The organism is Streptomyces kronopolitis, assembly GCF_014646275.1.
Taxonomy (GTDB): domain Bacteria; phylum Actinomycetota; class Actinomycetes; order Streptomycetales; family Streptomycetaceae; genus Streptomyces; species Streptomyces kronopolitis.
Map to the genome: position 1 here is coordinate 1 of NZ_BMND01000051.1, position 19,043 is coordinate 19,043.

Consider the following 19,043-nt stretch of genomic DNA (forward strand, 5'->3'; position numbering starts at 1 on the left):
GCGGCCGTTGCCGGGGCGGCGCCCGCCGCCAGCCGGCCGGCCAGCAGCGCCAGCACGACGGCCGGGCGCCGCCGCAGCGCGCGGGCGGACCGGGCCTGCGCACGAGGCGAATCGGGCCGGGACGGTGCGGAGTTCGCGGACATGGTGTGGTTCCCCCTGGGATCGATCGTTCAGCCATTATGGGCGGCGGCGGGCACTCCGGCCGAGGTCTCGACCTCCAGCAGGGAGGCGCTGTGCCGCTCCGCGTCGAAGGCCGCGCGGCCGCCGCGCAGCGCGAACAGCCGCTTGGTGACCGCGATGTAGAGCACCGCGAGGATGTTGATCACCAACGTGGCGATCTTGAGCCAGCTGACCTTCTCGGTCAGCTCGTAGATCTCCAGCGGCAGGAAGGCCGCCGTGGCGACCACCGTCAGATACTCCGCCCACCGCTTGGCGCGCCACAGGCCGACGCCCTCGACGATCTCCACGAGGGCGTAGACCAGCAGCAGCGCGGCCACCAGCACCAGCGTGGAGTGCCGGTAGCCGAAGGTCTTCTGGATGGTGCCGACGACCGGCGACTGGTCCAGGTCGTAGTGGAAGTGGCGGGCCACGGGGCGGAGCACGGCGATGTACTCGTCGAAGAACCGGTGGACCGCGTCCTTGCGGTTGCTGAACTGCCAGACGCCGACCGCGGCCAGCACGATGAACACCCCGCGCACCGCCCGCTCGACCGCCAGGAAGCGCAGGATGAACAGATCGCGCAGGACCTTGCCGCGCGGGACCAGCGGGGCGTCGGCGGCCGGGCCACAGCCGTGCGGGTCGCCGAGGACGAAGTCGCCGCAGCGCAGACAGCGCCAGGCCTCGCCGAGGGCGGTGGCGGCGTGCAGCCTCTCCCGGAGGTGCTCCTCGTGCGGGAGGTAGGTGATGTGCCCGCGGCGTGCGCAGGTACGCCGGTCCCAGTCGATCTTCATCGTTGGAGCCCGTGTTCCTTTCTGGTCCCACGCGGCCCCACGCCGCGGCGCGGCGCGCAGCCGCGCTCCGTTGTGTCGCGTACATGATGCATGCCGGTCCGTACGGACACGGGGAGGCGGACCCTCCGGGACCTCGCGTCGTACGGAGTGCAGGACGCGGCGGCGCTCGCCGTTGGTTGCGACCGCGGCGGGATCGGTGCGTCACACCGGCCGGGGGGCGCTCGGCGCGGCACGCCGCCGGCCACCGCCGCCCGCCCCGCCGGCCGCGCACGACGAAGCCCCGCCTCGGGGCCTTGCCACCCGGTGGTCTCCGGGGGCGGCGCCGAGGCGGGGCCTGGGTCGGGCGGGAGGAGCGGCGTCGATGGACGGCCGCTCCCCCCGATGCGGACGAACCCCCAAGTCCGCGCCGCCGTCCGGGGACGGTCGGCGTGGACCCCGCAGTGAGGTCCTGTCCCGGGCCCCCTGGATTCCTGCCAGATCCAGCGGACCACGCTGCCCATGGTGCCGCCGCGGACCGCCTCAACAGGCAGGCGAAGGGCCCCCTTTGGCAGGCCTTTGGTCCATAAAATCCGGATCAGCGAAGGATGCCGGACCGTGCGGGCGGGCCGCCGCCCGCCCCGCGGGCCCGGCTCCCCCGATCGAACACGTGTGGTTACACTCGCCCGACTGCAGACGGGAACTGCAGGCACTGCCGTAGGGGACTGCGTAGGGGAGTCGGGCTGATGGCGCAGGCCAAGAAGATCGTGCTGTATCTGCTGATCGTCTTCGTGCTGTACACGATCATCACCTCCCCCAAGCGCGCCGCCGACCTGGTCCAGATAGGCTTCGAGGGCATCTCGTCCGCCGCTCAGGGCGTGGGCCAGTTCATGACCCAGCTGATCAGCTAGGGCCTTCCGCGACAGGCGCTCGGCCCCGTCCGGCCGGCGGCGCCGAGGCCGCCCGGCGATCCGCCCCGCGATCGGCCGGCCCCCGGCCCGGCCGCACCGGTCCGGCCCGCACCCCCGCCCACGGAGGCCCCTGTGATCCGCCACCTGGTCCTGTTCAAGCTCAATGACGGCGTCTCCCGCGACGAGGAGCGCGTGCAGGCCGGCGCCCGCGCGTTCGCGGCGCTGGAGGGCGAGATCCCGGAGCTGACGTTCTGGGAGTGCGCCTGGAACATCACCGACCGCCCGATCGCCCACGACTTCGCGATCAATTCGGCCGTGGCCGACAAGGACGCCCTCCGGCGCTACCTGGAGCATCCGGCCCATCAGGCCGCCGCCGCACAGTGGCGTGAATTCGCCACCTGGGTGATCGCCGACTACGAATTCTGAGCCGCGGCGCCCGCGCGTCCGGCACCGCCGAGCCCCTCGCCCCGTACGGGCGGGGGGCTTCGCCGTACCCCCGGGCGCCCACCGCCGCCCACCGGCCCCCCGGATGCCCCGCACCCACCCCAACTCTCTGTTCAACACGGCGTTATGGGGTGCTTGCACACAGTGCACATGTCTTGTGATGCTATGACCGCTTTTGCCGGATACATGCACTGTGAAGGGTGGCGTGACCGTGACGGCCCGTACTGCGCCCAAGGCTCCATCCCGCGAGAGCCGAAGCGCGGACACGCGGGCACTCACACAGGTGCTGTTCGCCGAGCTGACGGACCTCGAACCCGGCACCCCGGAGCACACCCGGGTCCGTGCCGCGCTGATCGAGGCCAATCTCCCGCTGGTCCGCTATGCCGCGGCCCGCTTCCGCAGCCGCAACGAACCCATGGAAGACGTCATCCAGGTCGGCACCATCGGCCTGATCAACGCGATCGACCGCTTCGATCCGGACCGGGGCGTCCAGTTCCCCACCTTCGCGATGCCCACCGTCGTCGGCGAGATCAAACGCTACTTTCGAGACAATGTCCGCACGGTCCATGTGCCGCGCCGCCTCCACGAGCTGTGGGTGCAGGTCAACGGCGCCACCGAGGACCTGACGGTGCTGCACGGCCGCTCCCCCACCACCGCCGAGATCGCCGAACGCCTCAAGATCGGCGAGGACGAGGTGCTGGCCTGCCTGGAGGCCGGCCGCTCGTATCACGCCACCTCGCTGGAGGCCGCCCAGGAGGGCGACGGCCTGCCCGGACTGCTCGACCGCCTCGGCTACGAGGACCCGGAACTCGCCGGGGTCGAGCACCGCGACCTCGTCCGGCACCTCCTCGTCCAGCTGCCCGAGCGGGAACAGCGGATCCTTCTGCTGCGTTACTACAGCAATCTGACGCAGTCCCAGATCAGTGCGGAGCTGGGGGTGTCGCAGATGCATGTGTCACGGCTACTGTCGCGGAGCTTCGCCCGGCTGCGATCCGCAAACAGGATCGACGCCTAACCGGGACGGGCGACCGTCCCCGCACAGCCTGCGCAGATATGTCGACATGGCGCTACAGCGTGTTGCCGACATGTGACATTCTGCAGGAACCGCGTTTGCCGTAGCGCTGCCTCCGGTATTCAGGTGGAGGTATCCCTCCCCGGTCCACCCCGGACCGGGGACGCCGCAGCGACCCGTCCGCGACCTCAAGGGGGTGGCATGTCCGTAGAACTGGGCAGCTCAAAGGTGCTTTCCGCGATTCCCGCGCCCGCACCGCACGTGCATGACGACGACGCCATCAACACCCGCACGCTCTCCCGCTCCCTGTTCCTGCGGCTCGCCTCGCTCGACAAGGACTGCGCGGAGCGCACCTACGTCCGCGACACGCTCATCGAGCTGAACCTCCCGCTCGTGCGGTACGCGGCCGCCCGCTTCCGCAGCCGCAACGAGCCGATGGAGGACATCGTCCAGGTCGGCACGATCGGCCTGATCAAGGCGATCGACCGTTTCGACTGCGAACGCGGCGTGGAATTCCCGACGTTCGCGATGCCGACGGTGGTCGGTGAGATCAAGCGGTTCTTCCGCGACACCTCGTGGTCCGTGCGGGTCCCGCGCCGGCTCCAGGAGCTGCGCCTGGCCCTCACCAAGGCCAGCGACGAGCTCTCGCAGAAGCTGGACCGCTCCCCGACCGTCCCCGAACTCGCCCTGTGCCTGGGAGTGTCGGAGGAGGACGTGGTCGACGGCCTGGCCGTCGGCAACGCCTACACCGCCTCCTCGCTCGACTCCCCGTCCCCCGAGGACGACGGCGGCGAGGGCTCCCTCGCGGACCGCCTCGGCTACGAGGACAGCGCGCTGGAGGGCGTGGAGTACCGCGAGTCCCTCAAGCCCCTGCTGGCCAAACTCCCGGCCCGTGAGCGGCAGATCATCATGCTGCGCTTCTTCGCCAACATGACGCAGTCCCAGATCGGCGAGGAGGTCGGCATCTCCCAGATGCATGTCTCCCGGCTGCTGACCCGCACCCTGGCGCAGCTGCGCGAGGGCCTGATCTCCGACTGAGGAACGGTCCGCCGGGGGGCCGTACGGCGTTCCGTGCCGCTCGGCGGACAGTTGCAGAGGACACCGGGCAGCGGGGGCGTGGCGCACACCGCGCACGCCCGCCCGTTCGAGAGCCGTCCGTCCGCCCTCTGTACACCTGACACCCCGTCAGCAACACTGGCCCGATGCGACGGACCACTGCTGCCTGTGCCTCTGCGGCCGTGCTGTGCCTGGGTGTTCTGCTCACCGGCTGCGGGGACGTGGCCGGGCAGGGCTACGCCGCGGTGGGCGCGGCGGACCCCGCCGGCGGCCATCCGCCGGTCTCGCCCGTACCGCCCCGGGACGGTGTCGAGCTGACACCGCTGGACGGCGGCGACGGCGCGCACGACAGCGGTGAGCGCGGCCACGGCGGTACGCACCCCGCACGCCCCGGCGCGAGCGCCTCTTCCGGCAGCGGTTCCGACCGCACCTCCGGTCCGGGCCAGTCCACCGGTGACGCCGCCACACCCGACGCCCGCACCACGCCCTCCCCTGGGAGACCTGCCGGCCGGGGCGGTGGAAGCACCCCCGCTCCCCCGCCGGCCACGCCCAACTCGCCCGCGCCGCCGCACGGTTCACGGCCTCCCTCGCACGGTTCGCCCTCCCCCGAGCCGCCCTCGCCCACCCTGCCGCCCGGTCCGGGCGCCCCCGCCGGTCTGCTGATCGGCGGGCTCCGCCTCGCCGGCACCGATGTCCGCTGGTGCCAGAAGGTCTCCCTCGACTTCCTCAACACCGGCGGCCGGCCCGTCACCGCCGGGACCGTCACGTTCGGCACGCACATCATCGGCGGCCTCGGCATCGACTGGGCCACGATCGCCTCCACCCACGCGCTGCCGCTGCCGCTCGCCCCGGGCCGGAAGCGGTCCGGCAGCTGGCGGGTGTGCGTGGACGGCTGGCGGGTGCCGCTGGGCATGCACCTCGACACCAGGGACGTGTCCTTCACCTGGAAGTAGCCGGGAGCCGAGCGGCGCGGGGGCCCGCACGCCCGCCCCCGCTCCCCGCACGCGCGCCCACGCTCCCCGCCCCGCTCCCGAGAAGCCTCCGGATGTTCCTTCCTGGATAGCGATGAGTTCCGAGGGGTGCGACGGTCTGAAGAGGCACAGACGCGGCCACCGGCAGCGCATCCGTCCCAGGGAGAAGACCATGCCCAAGATCACCCCCAACCTCTGGTTCGACACCCAGGGCAAGGAGGCCGCCGAGTTCTACTGCTCGGTGTTCCCGAACTCGCGGATCAAGGAAGTGACCCACTACAACGAGGCGGGCCCGCGCCCCGCGGGCACCGTGCTGACCGTGGTGTTCGAGCTGGACGGCCAGGAGTACCTGGCGATCAACGGCGGTCCGGAATTCACCTTCAGCGAGGCGATCTCGCTGATGATCACCTGCGCCGACCAGGACGAGATCGACTACTACTGGGCCAAGCTCTCCGAGGGCGGCGAGGAGGGCCCCTGCGGCTGGCTGAAGGACAGGTACGGCCTGTCCTGGCAGGTGGCGCCGGACGGGATGGCGGAGCTGCTCAACGATCCGGACCAGGACCGGGCGGCCCGCGCCATGAAGGCCATGTTCGGCATGAAGAAGATCGACATCGCCGCGCTCCGGGCGGCCGCGGACGCGGGATAGGGTCGGCGGCGCCCCGTACACCGGGGGCGGCGGCCCGGACCGGGCTGCCGCCCCGGACGGCGGGGCGTTTCACGAACGCCGGGGCGTCTCCCGGACGGCTGCGTCCCGGCCGCTCACGAGCGGCTGCGGTTGCGTCCCGTGCGCAGCGGCCGGGGCTCCGGGCCGGGCCGGACGCCCACCTCGCGCAGCGCCCGGGCGGCCGCGTGCACGGCCGTGGGGGACGCCTCGGCGAACACGGCCTCATGGGCGTCGGCGTGGGTGCGGACGGCGTGCTCGGCGCAGGACACGCCGTCCCCGGTCAGCCGTATGACGGTGCTGCGGCCGTCGTCCGAGGAGGGCTCCCGCAGCACGAGACCGCGGGCGGCGAGGTGGTTGACCACGTTGCTGATGCCGCCGGAGGACAGCAGCAGGGCGCGGCCGAGCGCGTTCGGCTTCATCGCGTACGGCTCACCCGCTCGGCGCAGCGCGGCCAGGATGTCGAACTCCGCGACCGTGAGGCCGAGTTCGGGCAGTATCCGGCGGGTGGCCTGGTCCAGCGCGCCGGCCAGCTGCGTGATGCGTTTCGACAGCTCCGTCGAGGGCCGCAGCACGTCGGGCAGCTCGGCCCGCCAGGCGCCCAGCAGGGCGTCGACGGGGTCGGATCCTGGTCCGGGCGCGGCGGTCACGTCCGGCAGGATAGTTCAGCGCCATGATAGCTTTCTAAAAAGCTTTCTTCCGAGTGTGTATCCGAACGTGTAGAGGTGTGATCCGCCATGGGAAGCGAGAGCCGCCGCCCCCCGCGCCTGCTGCTGCGCGGCGGTCTGGTCATCGACACCGACCCCCACCCCACCGTCCACCCGCACACCGATGTCCTCGTCGAGGAGGGCCGGATCGCCGCCGTGGGGCCCGACCTGCCGGTCGACGGGACCGATCCCGGCGTCGAGGTGCTCGACGCCGGCGGGATGATCGTGCTGCCCGGCTTCGTCGACACCCACCGGCACGTGTGGCAGGCGGTGCTGCGCTCGGCCGCGGTCGACGAGAGCCTCGACGGCTACCTCAGCCGGATCCTCGGCGACCTCGCCGGCCGCTTCACCCCCGCCGACGTGCACACCGGCAACCTCCTGGGCGCCCTGGAGTGCCTGGACGCGGGGATCACCACCGTGCAGGACTTCTCCCACGTCCAGTACTCCCCGGAGCACAGCGCGGCCGCCGTCGAGGGGCTGCGGGACGCCGGGATCCGCGCCGTGTTCGGCTACGGCTACCCGGTCTTCGACGAGGGCGCCCGGCGGGCCGACTGGGTGCGGCGGGTGCGCACCGAGCACTTCGGCTCGCCCGAGGCGCTGCTCACCATGGCCCTGGCGCCCGTCGGCCCCTCCTTCGGCCCGCCGGAGACGGTGCGCGAGGACTGGCTGCTGGCCCGTGAGCTGGCGCTGCCCGTCGTGGTGCATGTGACGGCCGGGCCGGTGGCACCGGAGCCGGTCGCCGCGCTCCGCGAGCAGGGGCTGATCGCCCCCGGCACCCTCTACGTGCACGGCAACTCGCTGCCCGACTCCGAACTGCGGCTGATCGCCGAGTCCGGCGGCGCGGTGGCGATCACCCCGGCGATCGAGGCCTCGATGCGGTTCGGTGCGCCGATGGCCCCGCGGCTGCGCCGGGCGGGGATCACCACGGGGCTGGGCGCGGACGCGGTCACCTCGGCGCCGGGCGACATGTTCTCGCAGATGCGGGCCGCGCTGACGAGCAGTCACTTCGACGGCGGGGGCGACGGCGAGGAGCCCGCGGTCCGGGCGGCCGATGTGCTGCGCATGGCCACCGCCGAGGGGGCCGCGGCGCTCGGCCTGGGCGACGAGACCGGGTCGCTGGGGATCGGCAAGAGCGCCGATCTGGTGCTGCTGCGCGCCGACGCGGTCAATCTCGCCCCGGTGGGCCACGATCCGATCGGCGCGGTGGTGACCGCCGCGCACCCGGGGAACGTCGACACGGTCCTGGTGGCCGGGCGCACGGTCAAGCGTGCGGGGCGGCTGGTGCACGGCGGGCTGGCGGGCGTGCTGGCGGCGGCGCAGCGGTCCGCGGAGCGGATCGCGGCCCTGAACTGAGCCGTCCGCCGCGGCCGGGAGCCCGGAGCGCCGGGCCCCCGTACGGGGAGGTGCGGGGCGTTACGCCAGCGCCAGCCAGGCCGCGCCCGCGACGACCAGGACCGCGACGAGCACGCCGACGATGACGCCCACGCGCGGGCCGGACGACTGCTGCGGGGCCGCCGCGCGGCGGCCGCCGGCCTGCGGGGTGCCGCCCTCGTCCACGAAGGCCCGGAACATCTGGGTGCTGCCCGCCGGGTCGTAGTTGCCGCCGGCCTGGTTCTGCGGGTTGGTCGCCATGGGCAAGGACCCTAGCGAACCGGGGCCGGGCGGGCACCCCTGGGTGCGCACCGCGGGCGCCTACGGAGCGGGGACGGCCGGCCTACGGGCGGTGGCCGGGGTGTGGGCGGGGTCACGGGCGGGTCGTAGGGGGCTGTCCCGCTACCGACCACTATCGGCCGGGCCCCGCGATACCGCCTCCGACCTGCGCCTTTGCGGGGCGCGTCGGACCCGTTGACCGCGGACCGCCACAGACTTTCCCCTTCCTTTACTTTCATTCCGAACCAATCGTTTGCCTTCAGCAACCAACTACGCCTATGGTTGCCCCAAGCAACAAAATACGAGCGAGGATGCGTGGAGGAGCCCGTGGCCGCTCACCGTCAGTTCGAGGAGCTGGCCAGGCAACTCAGCGCCATCGGCGCCGTCAAGCGCGAGATGGGCCGGATCCTGCCCCAGGACTGCCCGCCCGCCTCGGCCGGTGTGCTGACCCTGCTGGACCGGCACGGCGAGATGCGGATGAGCCAGCTCGCCGAGCTGCTCGCCATCGACATGTCGGTGACCAGCCGGCACGTGGCCCATGTCGCGGAGCGCGGCTGGATCGAGCGAGAGCCCGATCCGGCGGACAAGCGGTCCCGGCTGCTGCGGCTGACACCGAGCGGCCGGGAGGTCCTGGAGGAACTCTCCGCGCGCTACACGGCCACGCTCGCCCGCTATCTGAACGACTGGTCCGACGCCGACGTCGGCCACCTCAACGAACTGCTCGCCAGGCTCCGCACGAGCTTCGGCGACTGTCGCCCCCGGGCGCACCACGACTCCACCACCCGTACACCCGCGGAATGAAAAGGAACCACATGGCTACGACCACACCAGCCGGTGTGCGGGGCGGCCACGCCAGACACGGAGGCGGACACCACGCCGCCGACGGGGCCCCGATGACCCACCGTCAGATCATGGAGGCGCTGTCCGGGCTGCTGCTCGGCATGTTCGTCGCCATCCTGTCGTCGACGATCGTCTCCAACGCGCTGCCCGAGATCATCCACGACCTCGACGGCGGGCAGAGCGCCTACACCTGGGTGGTCACCGCCTCGCTGCTGGCGATGACCGCGACCACCCCGCTGTGGGGCAAGCTCTCCGACCTGTTCAGCAAGAAGCTGCTGGTGCAGTTCGCGCTGGTCATCTATGTCACGGGCTCGGTGGTCGCCGGCCTGTCGCAGAACACCGGCATGCTGATCGCCTGCCGGGTCGTGCAGGGCATAGGCGTGGGCGGTCTGTCCGCCCTGGCCCAGATCGTGATGGCCGCGATGATCTCCCCGCGCGAGCGCGGCCGCTACAGCGGCTACCTCGGTGCCACCTTCGCCGTCGCCACCGTCGGCGGGCCGCTGCTCGGCGGCGTCATCACCGACACCAGCTGGCTCGGCTGGCGCTGGTGCTTCTACGTCGGTGTGCCATTCGCGATCATCGCGCTGATCGTGCTGCAGAAGACCCTGAAGCTCCCCGTCGTCAAGCGCGAGGGCGTCAAGGTCGACTGGGCGGGCGCCTTCTTCATCAGCGCGGCGGTCTCGCTGCTGCTGGTGTGGGTGACGCTGGCCGGCGACAAGTACGACTGGCTGTCGTGGCAGACCGCCGCGATGGTCGGCGGCGCGGTCGTGCTCGGCGCGGTCTTCGTCCTCGTCGAGACCAAGGCCGCGGAGCCGATCATCCCGTTGCGGCTGTTCCGCAACAAGACGATCACCCTGGCCTCGCTGGCCTCACTCTTCGTCGGCGTCGCGATGTTCACCGGCACCGTCTTCTTCAGCCAGTACTTCCAGCTGGCCCGCGGCAAGTCGCCGACGATGTCCGGTGTCATGACGATCCCGATGATCGGCGGCCTGTTCATCTCGTCGACCGTCTCGGGCCAGATCATCACCAAGACCGGCCGCTGGAAGGCCTGGCTGGTCTCCGGTGGCGTGCTGCTGACCGCCGGCCTCGGCCTGCTGGGCACCATCCGCTACGACACCGAGTACTGGCACATCGCGATCTTCATGGCGCTGATGGGCCTGGGCATCGGCATGATGATGCAGAACCTGGTGCTCGCCACGCAGAACCAGGTCGCCCCCCAGGACCTCGGCTCCGCCTCGTCCGTCGTGACCTTCTTCCGCTCGCTCGGCGGTGCGGTGGGCGTCTCGGCCCTCGGTGCGGTGCTCGCCAACCGCGTCACCCACTACGTCAAGGACGGCCTGGCCGACCTCGGCCCCAAGGCCGCCAAGGCCGCCGCGCACGGCGCCGGCAACAGCGGCGGCGGCATCCCGGACCTGGATTCTCTGCCGGCTCCGCTGCGCACCGTCATGGAGAGCGCCTACGGTCATGGGGTCGGCGATGTGTTCCTGTACGCGGCGCCCTGTGCGCTGCTCGCCTTCCTCTTCACCCTGTTCATCAAGGAGGTCGCGTTGAAGACGCGTGGCGGACTGCACCAGAGCCCGGAGGGCGAGGAGGCCGCGGCCACCGCGCCCGCCACCGAGCCCCTCACCGGCATCCCCGCCCAGGCCGCCGCCCCGGCGCCGGCCGAGGAGCGGGAACTCGCCCTGGTGGGCGCCCCCTCGGTGGCTCCGGAGGACGACCCGCACGTCCCCTCCTGGGCCCAGCCGGCCGCCGCGGCGGCCACCCGGCCGCTGGCCGCCTACGCCTCCGCCGGCGGCGGTGACGCCACCCCCACCGGCTCCGCGGTCCACGGCTTCGTCCGGAACGCGGACGGCAACCCCGTGCCGCGGTCCGCGGTCACGCTGATCTCGCTCGGCGGGCGCCAGCTGGGCCGCGCGGTCGCCCAGGCCAACGGCTCGTACGTGCTGAACGCCCCCGGCGCCGGCTCGTACGTGCTGATCGCGGCGGCCGACGGCCACCAGCCGCAGGCCTCCACGGTCGTCGTCGGCGACCAGCCGCACGGCTACGACATCCTGCTGAGCGGCACCAGCGGCCTCGGCGGGCAGGTCCGCAGCGCGGCCACCGGTCAGCCGGTGGAGGGCGCGATGGTCGTCGTCACCGATGTCCGCGGCGAGGTGCTGGCCACCGGAGCGACCGGCGCCGAGGGCCACTTCGCCTTCGCCGAGCTGGCGCCCGGGACCTTCACCGTCGCCGTGAACGCCCCGAACCACCGCCCGGCCGCGCTGCCGGTCGAGGTCGGCGGCCAGGGCACGACCCGCATCGAGGTCGAGCTGCTGTCCGGCGCGCGGGTGCAGGGCGTCGTCCGCGCGGGTGGCGACCGCCGTCCGCTGCCGGACGCGCGGGTGACGCTGGTGGACGCGGCCGGCAACGTCGTGGCCACCTCGACGACCGGGGAGGACGGCGCCTACGCCTTCACCGACCTGGACGCCGGCGACTACACGGTCATCGCGAGCGGCTACCCGCCGGTCGCCACCGGCCTGGCGGTCGACGCCCGCGGCGTCGACGGCTACGACGTGGCACTCGCCCACCCCGGGGACTAAGCCCCGGACCCCGGGACACCCCCGGGAGCAAGACCCCGGACCGGGGCGCGCGTTGAGCGGAGGCGCGCCCCGGACCGGCCCCCAGGGCTCCGGCGGCGGCGTGGCCACAGGCAAGGGACGGCCTGCACGCCGCCGTCCGGAGCCCGACACTCCCCCGGACCGCGGCGCCGCGGCGGGCCGGGTCACCACACCAGGCAAGAAACGGGAGAGGCAATGACTTCGACGGGCGCGGGACTGCGGGCCCAGATCCGCACACGGGACGGCTGGGCGGTCCAGCACGCCGTACTGACCGTCACCGACATGACGGGCGCGCAGGTGCTGCGCGCGGCGGCGGACGAGGAAGGCGCGGTCCGCAGCGAACAGCCGCTGGCCCCCGGCCCGTACACGGTCATCGTGACGGCCGTCGGCTACGCGCCGGCCGCCTCCACGGCGATCGTGACGGCGAGCGGCCGGATGGACGTGGGCGCCGTCGTGCTGGCGCGGCAGGGCGGGGCCGAGCTGCCGCCGCCCGGCGCCTGGACCATCGACCCGATGCATTCGTCGGTGGCCGCGGTCGCCCAGCACCTGGGGATCTCCAGCGTGCACGGCCGGTTCACCGAGTTCAGCGGCCGGATCGAGATCGCCGAGGACCTGGAGAAGTCGCGGGTCGAGGCGGTCATCAAGGCGGCCTCCATCGACACCGGCAACGGGATGCGCGACGGCCATCTGCGCTCCGAGGACTTCCTGAACGTCGAGACGTACCCGGAACTCACCTACCGCAGCTCGGGTCTGGCCCCGGCCGGCACCGACCGCTGGACGGTGCACGGCGAGCTGTCGCTGCACGGCGTGGTGCGCCCGGTGGACCTCGAACTGAGCTACCTGGGCACCGGACCCGACCCGTGGGGCGGGGTGCGCGCCGCGTTCCGCGCGACCGCGGAGCTGCGCCGCGAGGAGTTCAAGATGAACTACAACCAGGTGGTGGCGGCCGGCATCGCGGCGATCGGGACGACGCTCAAGGTCGAGCTGGACATCCAGGCGGTGCAGGGCGAGAGCCTGCCGATGGGGTGAGGCCCCGGGCCTCCCCCGGGCCCCGACCTCCCCCGGGCCCCGGCCCGCCCCGACCCGGCCGTCAGTGCGACGGCCGGTCGCGCATCGCCTCGATGCCCGCGATCTGCAGATCGAGGGCGAAGGCGAAGTCGCGGTCGCGCATGTCCTCCATGGTGGCGCCGCCGCGGGCCGCCATGACCTCGGTGGAGTTCTCCAGCAGCTCGGTGAACTCCGGGCGGCCCTGGAGCGCCTGCATCACCTGCCGGAAGTACTCGTCGACGGGCATCCCCGCCTCCGCGCAGCGGGCGTTGAACAAGCCCTCGATGGTGGCGAAGCCATAGACGAACTGGAAGACGGCGGACAGCCCGCCGGCGATCTGCTCCAGCGAGAGCCCGCTGCCCTTCATCACCCGCATGCTGGCGTCGGAGAAGGCGATGGAGTGCGGGCCGACGTTGATGTAGGTGCCCAGCAGCCGGGCGACCCAGGGGTGGCCGGTCAGCAGGGCGCGGTACTCGCCGGCCAGTGCGCGCAGGTGCGCGCGCCAGTCCTGGCCGGCCTCGCTCTCGTCCGGCAGCCGCATCTCGCCCATGACGCTGTCCAGGGCGAGTTCCAGCAGGTCGTCCTTGGTGTCGACGTACCAGTAGACGGACATCGCGGTGACGCCGAGGCCGGCGGCGAGCCGGCGCATGGAGAACTTCGCCAGGCCGTCGGCGTCCAGCAGCCGGACCGTCGCCGCGACGATCTTGTCGAGGCCGAGTCCGGCCGGCTGCTCCGCCTTCCGCCGGGGCGCGGGGCGTTCGGTCAGCCAGACGCTGTTCGGCCGCTTCCCGGCCGGGCCGTCCTTCGCCGCCATGGCGCCCTCCCTGTTCCTGCGCGTCGTCCCGGGAACGGCCCGTACGGGTGCGATGCCCGCCGCCCGTACGGGCCGTTCCCGATCATGTCCACGGACGATGCTATTCCGCCGCGGCGGCGGCCGGTTCCGGACCGGCGGAAGCGGCCTTCGCCGCCTGCTCGGCGCCGGTGCGCTCGGCCCGGCTCAGCAGCACCGCGGCGAGCAGCCCGCCGAGGAAGACCGCGACCGCCCCGGCCAGCTGGCTGACGCCGATGCCGGCGGCGAAGGCGTCCTGCACGGCGGCCCGTTCGGCACCCGTACGGGCCCGGTCCAGCGCCGCGGGCAGCGAGCCGGCGCCCGCCGCGACCAGCGGGAGCAGCGCCACGAAGCGGGAGTTGAGGACCGCGCCGAGGACGGCGACACCCAGGCCCTGGCCGAACTCCATCAGCGTGCCGTTGACCCCGGCGCCCACCCCGGCCTTGGCCGGCGGGATCGCGGACATGATGGCGTTGGCCATCGCCGGCATGGCGAGCGCCACACCGACGCCCATGACGAGCAGGCCGGCCAGCAGGCCGCCGTAGCTGTGCCCGCCGAGCAGCGCTATGGCGGCGAGGCCGGCCGCCAGCAGCGACATCCCCGCGACGATCATTTTGGGGGTGCCGATCCGGGGCAGCAGCCGGGCGCCGAGACCGGTGAAGTTGATCAGGATGACGGTGACGGCGAGCGGCGCCATCCGCAGCCCCGCGTCCAACGGGCCGTAGCCGAGCACCAGTTGGAGGTGCTGGGTGAGCAGGAACAGCGAGCCACCCATCCCGAAGGCGACGAGGATGCCGCCGGAGACCGCGCCGATGAACCGGCGGTCGCGGAAGAAGTGCATGTCCAGCATGGGATACGGGACGCGCAGCTCCCACAGGGCGAAGGCCGCGAGCCCGGCGGCGCCGACGGCGGCGGAGATCAGCACCCGGCCGGACAGCCAGCCGGCCTGCGGCCCGGAGATGATCGCGAAGACCACCCCGCCCATGCCGATCACGGACAGCAGGGCGCCCGGCAGGTCCGGCCGCTCACCGCCGGGGCTGCGGGACTCCGGGACCAGGGCGACGACGGCCACCACCGCCATGACGGCGACCGGCAGATTGACCAGGAACAGCGAGCCCCACCAGAAGTGGTCCAGCAGCGAGCCGCCGATCAGCGGCCCGGCGACGAACCCCAGGGAGTTGACCGAGCTCCAGATGCCGATGGCCTTGGGCCGCTCCGCGTCGTCGAAGATCTGCATGACGACGGCGAGGGTGGTGGTCACCAGCAGCGCACCGCCCACGCCCATCCCGGCGCGGGCGGCGATGAGCTGGCCGGGCGACTGGGAGAGGGCCGCGCCGAACGAGGCGAGGCCGAACAGCACCAGGCCCGTGGCGAGCATCTTCTTGCGGCCGTAGCGGTCGGCGGCGTTTCCGGCGGTGAGCAGCAGACCGGACTGGACCAGCGAATAGGCGTTGATCATCCACTGGACGTCGGCGGTGGTCGCGCCCAGCTCCCCGGTCAGGGAGGGGATGGCGACGTTGAGGACGGTGTTGTCGAGGACCACCGTCAGCTGCGCGAGGCAGATGACGGCGAGGATCAGCCAGCGGGCGGCGTGCCGGCCGGTCGGCTGGAGCGTGGTGGCGTCGGAGGCCACGGCGGACATACGGGCTCCCTGTACGGTGCGAGGCGGACGCCTTACACCGTACAGGGAGTGCTATACGCCGTACATTTGCTTTTTCGTCGCGTCGGGCGGGGAGTCGCGTGCCGGGTTAGGCCTTCCGGGTCAGGTCGTAGAAGGTGGCGCTGCCGACGGTGACCTTGTGGAAGGTCTTCTCCACCCAGGAGGAGATCTTCGAGGAGTCACCACTGGCGCCACCCGGACCGCCCTTGCCGCCGCCGGGCCCGGCCATCCCGCCACCGCGTCCGCCCTTTCCGCCGCCGAAGCCGCCCCGGCCGCCCGCGATGAAGTAGTGGATCTTCCCGTCGGCGACGTCCTTCTTGAACTGGGCGAGGGTCGGCGAGGGGTCGCTCCCGTTGAAGCCGCCGATCGACATCACCGGCTTCTGGGTGGCAAGTTGATAGCTCGCGGCGTTCTGCGCGCCGATGGCCGCGGCGGCCCAGGTGTAGTGGTCCGCGTCCTTCGACACCAGCGCCTTGGCCCGGTCGCTCACCTTGCTGCCGTTGAGCAGGCCGCCCATGCCGCCGCCCCTCCCGCCACGCTCGCCGAAGCCGCCCGGGAAGCCCTGCTTGCCGCCCCGGCCCGGACCGCCGGCCATCGGCGGCAGGCCCTGCCCGCCCCGGCCCGCGCCCGGCACGCCGCCGGGCATTCCGCCCTTGGCGCCGGCGCCGCGCCACATCCGGCCGCCGCGGCCGCCCGGGAAGCCCCCGTGACCGCCCATGCCGCCCCGCACCGCGGGCCCGGCCGTGATGATCGACCCGTTCTTGGGGGTGTTGACCGTGTCGAGGGTGTACGCCACCGGCCCGGCCAGCGCCGTCACCACCGCGAGCCCGCCCGCGAGCACCGCGATCCGCCGTCCCGCACCGCCCCGCGGCGCACCGGCCCGATGCGCGTCCTCGTTGCCGTCCGCGTCCGCGGCGCCGTTCCCGTCCGCATCGCCGTCCGCCGCGGCCGTCCGCGACGCCGCCCCCGGCCGTACCGCCGCCACCAGCAGACCGGCCGCCGCGAGCAGGCCGAGCACCAGCACCGTCCAGCGCAGCCACGGCAGCCACTGCGGCGAGCGGTCCAGCAGCACGAACGACCAGCCGGCGGTCACCGCGGCCGTCCCGGCCAGCACCGCCCCGGCGAGCCGCCCGCCGCGCCGCCACAGCAGCGTCGCGCCCATCCCGACCAGCGCCGCGATGTACGGGGCCAGCGCGATGTTGTAGTACTGGTGGAAGATCCCGGACATGAAGCTGAAGATCGTGAAGGTCATCAGCAGCGCGCCGCCCCAGACCAGGAACTCCGCACGCTGCGCGGCCTGTTCGGCGGCCACCGCGCGCCGCGCCCGCCACAGCACGCACACCGCCGCCACCAGCAGGATCAGCGCCGCGGGCAGCAGCCACGAGATCTGGCCGCCCATGTCGGACGAGAACAGCCGGGTGATCCCGGTCTGCCCCCAGCCGCCACCGCCGTGACCGCCGCGGCCGCCACCGCCGACGCTGCCGGTCTCATTGCCGCTGATCCGCCCGAAGCCGTTGTAGCCGAAGGTCAGCTCCAGGAAGCTGTTGTGCTGCGAGCCGCCGATGTACGGCCGCGAGGACGCCGGCCACAGCTCCACGATCGCCACCCACCAGCCGGCGGACACCACCATCGCCAGCCCGGCGAGCAGCAGTTGTCCCAGCCGCCGGCGCAGCGCCACCGGCGCGCAGCAGGCGTACACCACGGCCAGCGCCGGCAGGATCAGCCACGCCTGGAGCGTCTTGGTGAGGAACCCCAGGCCGAAGCAGACCCCGGCCAGCAGCAGCCACTTCGTACGGCCGTCGTCCAGGGCGCGCAGCACCGCCGCGACCGCGCAGACCATCAGCAGGCACAGCAGCGCGTCCGGGTTGTTGAACCGGAACATCAGCGCCGCGACCGGCGTCACCGCCAGCGCCCCGCCCGCGAGCAGCCCGGCGCCCGCCCCGAACCGCCGCCGCACGGCCGCGTACAACACCCCGACGGTGGCCACGCCCATCAGCGCCTCGGGCACCAGGATCGCCCACGAGTTGAGCCCGAAGAGCCGCACCGACAGCGCCATCGGCCACAGCGCGGCCGGCGGCTTGTCCACGGTGATGGCGTTGGCCGCGTCCGAGGAGCCGAAGAAGAAGGCCTTCCAGCTCTCGCTGCCGGCCTGCACGGCGGCCGAGTAGAACTGGTTGGCGTAGCCGGAGGAGGACAGGCTCCAGAGGTAGAGCACCGCCGTGACCAGCAGCAGCGCCAGCAGCGCGGGCCGCGCCCAGCGGGGGTCGGCCACCGGGTGCGGCGCCGCGGACGGCCCCCCGGAGGCCGGCGGCGCGCCCTGCGGTGGCGTCGCGGGGGTCGGATACGGCGGCCGGGCCGGCGTACCGGACGGGTGCGGGGTCATCGAGCGCTCCTGAAGAGGTCGTTGCGGTCGTGCGGAACGGGCAGGTGGGCCGCGGCGCTCTCGTCCGCGCGCTCACGGTCCGGAAAGACCCAGGCGCGGAAGAGCAGGAACCGCAGCACGGTCGCCGCGAGATTGGCGGACACCAGCACCGCGAGTTCGGTGCCGTGCGAGGGGGTGCCGCTGGCGGCGTCGAGGGCGGCGAGGGAGCCGCTGGTCAGGACGAGTCCGATGGCGAAGACCACCAGCCCCTGGGCCTGGTGGCGGACCGCCCGGTCCCGGCCCCGTACGCCGAACGTCAGCCGCCGGTTGGCGGCCGTGTTGCCGAGCGCCGAGACCAGCAGGGCCGCCGCGTTGGCCGGCTGCGGCCCGACGCCGAGCCGGAAGAGGGAGTACAGCCCGAGGTAGAGCAGGGTGCTCAGCCCGCCGACGACGCAGAAGCCGACGAGCTGACGGGCCAGTCCGCCCGGCACCCCGGACAGTTCGCGGTCGCGCGGATCGTCCCCGAACGGGCGGGCCAGCCGGTCCAGCGGCAGCCCGCCGGTCGCCAGCGCCCGCCCCACCCGCCACACGCCCTTGAGGTCGTCGGCGGCCGTCCGCACCAGGTGCACGGTGCTGTCAGGGTCGTCGACCCAGTCCACCGGCACCTCGTGGATCCGCAGCCCGGCCCGCTCCGCGAGCACCAGCAGCTCGGTGTCGAAGAACCAGCCGGTGTCCTCGACCATCGGCAGCAGCCGCGCGGCCACCTCGCCCCGGATGGCCTTGAACCCGCACTGGGCGTCGGAGAACCGGGCGGCGAGCGAGCCGCGCAGGATGAGGTTGTAGGCGCGCGAGATGAACTCCCGCTTCGGGCCGCGCACCACGCGGGACCCCCGGTTGAGCCGGGTGCCGATCGCCAGGTCCGAGTGCCCGGAGATCAGCGGCGCCACCAGCGGCAGCAGCGCGTTGAGGTCGGTGGACAGATCGACGTCCATGTAGGCCAGCACCGGCGCCTCGGACAGCGACCACACGGTGCGCAGCGCCCGCCCGCGCCCCTTCTGCTCCAGCCGCACCGCCGTGACCTCGTCGATCGCGTCGTCGAGGCGGGCCGCGACATCCGGCGTCCGGTCCGTGCTCGCGTTGTCGGCGATGGTGATCCGGAAGGTGTACGGGAAGGTGCGGACGAGATGCTCGTGCAGGCGCCGCACACACGGTTCGAGGTCCTGCTCCTCGTTGTAGACGGGGATCACCACATCCAGCACGGTCGCGATCTGACCGAGCCGCAGATGCTCACGGGGCGGCAGGGAACCCAGCTGCGGGCCGGGCGGCTGTGTCGTCATGCCGAGGACACTCGCGGGCTCCGCTGTCACGCC

Annotated in this window: 17 protein-coding genes; 10 read left to right on the forward strand and 7 right to left on the reverse strand. The window is 73.0% G+C overall.

The annotated features are described in order from the left end of the window. Window positions 1–170: 170 nt before the first annotated feature. Window positions 171–950 (reverse strand): DUF2127 domain-containing protein, encoded by a 780-nt coding sequence (locus tag IEY78_RS31205; protein WP_189104073.1) that lies wholly within the window; start codon window positions 948–950, stop codon window positions 171–173. Window positions 951–1,672: 722 nt separating this feature from the next. Here IEY78_RS31205 and IEY78_RS31210 point away from each other — a divergent pair. From IEY78_RS31210 to IEY78_RS31235, 6 genes are all read left to right on the forward strand, one after another. After that, window positions 1,673–1,837, forward strand: a complete 165-nt coding sequence (locus IEY78_RS31210; RefSeq protein WP_189104075.1) for a hypothetical protein — start codon at window positions 1,673–1,675, stop codon at window positions 1,835–1,837. 132 nt (window positions 1,838–1,969) lie between these two features. Continuing rightward, window positions 1,970–2,263 carry a Dabb family protein gene (locus tag IEY78_RS31215; protein WP_189104077.1) on the forward strand — a complete coding sequence of 98 codons (294 nt, stop codon included), beginning with the start codon at window positions 1,970–1,972 and terminating at the stop codon, window positions 2,261–2,263. A 223-nt stretch (window positions 2,264–2,486) separates the two neighbouring features. Next, complete coding sequence (locus IEY78_RS31220) at window positions 2,487–3,296, forward strand: RNA polymerase sigma factor SigF (protein WP_026169670.1); 810 nt, start codon at window positions 2,487–2,489, stop codon at window positions 3,294–3,296. A 198-nt stretch (window positions 3,297–3,494) separates the two neighbouring features. Beyond that, window positions 3,495–4,331 carry an RNA polymerase sigma factor SigF gene (locus IEY78_RS31225; RefSeq protein WP_006604265.1) on the forward strand — a complete coding sequence of 279 codons (837 nt, stop codon included), beginning with the start codon at window positions 3,495–3,497 and terminating at the stop codon, window positions 4,329–4,331. Window positions 4,332–4,495: 164 nt separating this feature from the next. Then, the gene (locus tag IEY78_RS31230; protein WP_229700285.1) at window positions 4,496–5,302 is read left to right on the forward strand and encodes a hypothetical protein; all 807 of its coding nucleotides are present in this window, start codon (window positions 4,496–4,498) and stop codon (window positions 5,300–5,302) included. 190 nt (window positions 5,303–5,492) lie between these two features. Next, entirely contained in the window at window positions 5,493–5,966 is a 474-nt protein-coding gene (locus tag IEY78_RS31235) for a VOC family protein (protein WP_189104079.1), read from the forward strand. 113 nt (window positions 5,967–6,079) lie between these two features. Here IEY78_RS31235 and IEY78_RS31240 read toward each other — a convergent pair whose 3' ends face one another. After that, on the reverse strand, window positions 6,080–6,631 hold the full coding sequence (locus IEY78_RS31240; RefSeq protein WP_229700286.1) for a MarR family winged helix-turn-helix transcriptional regulator: 552 nt from the start codon (window positions 6,629–6,631) through the stop codon (window positions 6,080–6,082). Between the two features lie 87 nt (window positions 6,632–6,718). Between IEY78_RS31240 and IEY78_RS31245 the strand changes: the two genes are divergently transcribed. Then, window positions 6,719–8,041: an amidohydrolase family protein gene (locus IEY78_RS31245; RefSeq protein ID WP_189104081.1), complete on the forward strand. Its 1,323-nt coding sequence runs from the start codon at window positions 6,719–6,721 to the stop codon at window positions 8,039–8,041. A 60-nt stretch (window positions 8,042–8,101) separates the two neighbouring features. Here the strand turns inward: IEY78_RS31245 and IEY78_RS31250 are convergent, their stop codons facing one another. Further along, the gene (locus IEY78_RS31250) at window positions 8,102–8,320 is read right to left on the reverse strand and encodes a hypothetical protein (protein ID WP_189104083.1); all 219 of its coding nucleotides are present in this window, start codon (window positions 8,318–8,320) and stop codon (window positions 8,102–8,104) included. Window positions 8,321–8,665: 345 nt separating this feature from the next. Here IEY78_RS31250 and IEY78_RS31255 point away from each other — a divergent pair, with 345 nt between their 5' ends. From IEY78_RS31255 to IEY78_RS31265, 3 genes are all read left to right on the forward strand, one after another. Further along, window positions 8,666–9,139 carry a MarR family winged helix-turn-helix transcriptional regulator gene (locus tag IEY78_RS31255; RefSeq protein ID WP_189104085.1) on the forward strand — a complete coding sequence of 158 codons (474 nt, stop codon included), beginning with the start codon at window positions 8,666–8,668 and terminating at the stop codon, window positions 9,137–9,139. A gap of 92 nt (window positions 9,140–9,231) precedes the next feature. Beyond that, window positions 9,232–11,757, forward strand: coding sequence for an MFS transporter (locus IEY78_RS31260; protein WP_506417107.1), 2,526 nt, complete (start codon window positions 9,232–9,234; stop codon window positions 11,755–11,757). 213 nt (window positions 11,758–11,970) lie between these two features. Then, window positions 11,971–12,804 carry a YceI family protein gene (locus IEY78_RS31265; RefSeq protein ID WP_189104088.1) on the forward strand — a complete coding sequence of 278 codons (834 nt, stop codon included), beginning with the start codon at window positions 11,971–11,973 and terminating at the stop codon, window positions 12,802–12,804. Window positions 12,805–12,865: 61 nt separating this feature from the next. Here the strand turns inward: IEY78_RS31265 and IEY78_RS31270 are convergent, their stop codons facing one another. The 4 genes from IEY78_RS31270 to IEY78_RS31285 form a co-directional block, all read right to left on the reverse strand. Beyond that, window positions 12,866–13,636, reverse strand: coding sequence for a TetR/AcrR family transcriptional regulator (locus IEY78_RS31270; RefSeq protein ID WP_189104090.1), 771 nt, complete (start codon window positions 13,634–13,636; stop codon window positions 12,866–12,868). Window positions 13,637–13,736: 100 nt separating this feature from the next. Then, window positions 13,737–15,293, reverse strand: coding sequence for an MFS transporter (locus IEY78_RS31275; RefSeq protein WP_189104092.1), 1,557 nt, complete (start codon window positions 15,291–15,293; stop codon window positions 13,737–13,739). A 106-nt stretch (window positions 15,294–15,399) separates the two neighbouring features. Beyond that, window positions 15,400–17,694: an ArnT family glycosyltransferase gene (locus IEY78_RS31280; protein WP_189104094.1), complete on the reverse strand. Its 2,295-nt coding sequence runs from the start codon at window positions 17,692–17,694 to the stop codon at window positions 15,400–15,402. After that, window positions 17,691–19,010 carry a bifunctional glycosyltransferase family 2/GtrA family protein gene (locus IEY78_RS31285; RefSeq protein ID WP_229700287.1) on the reverse strand — a complete coding sequence of 440 codons (1,320 nt, stop codon included), beginning with the start codon at window positions 19,008–19,010 and terminating at the stop codon, window positions 17,691–17,693. The genes IEY78_RS31280 and IEY78_RS31285 overlap by 4 nt, the downstream gene beginning before the upstream one ends. Between the last annotated feature and the right edge of the window lie 33 nt (window positions 19,011–19,043).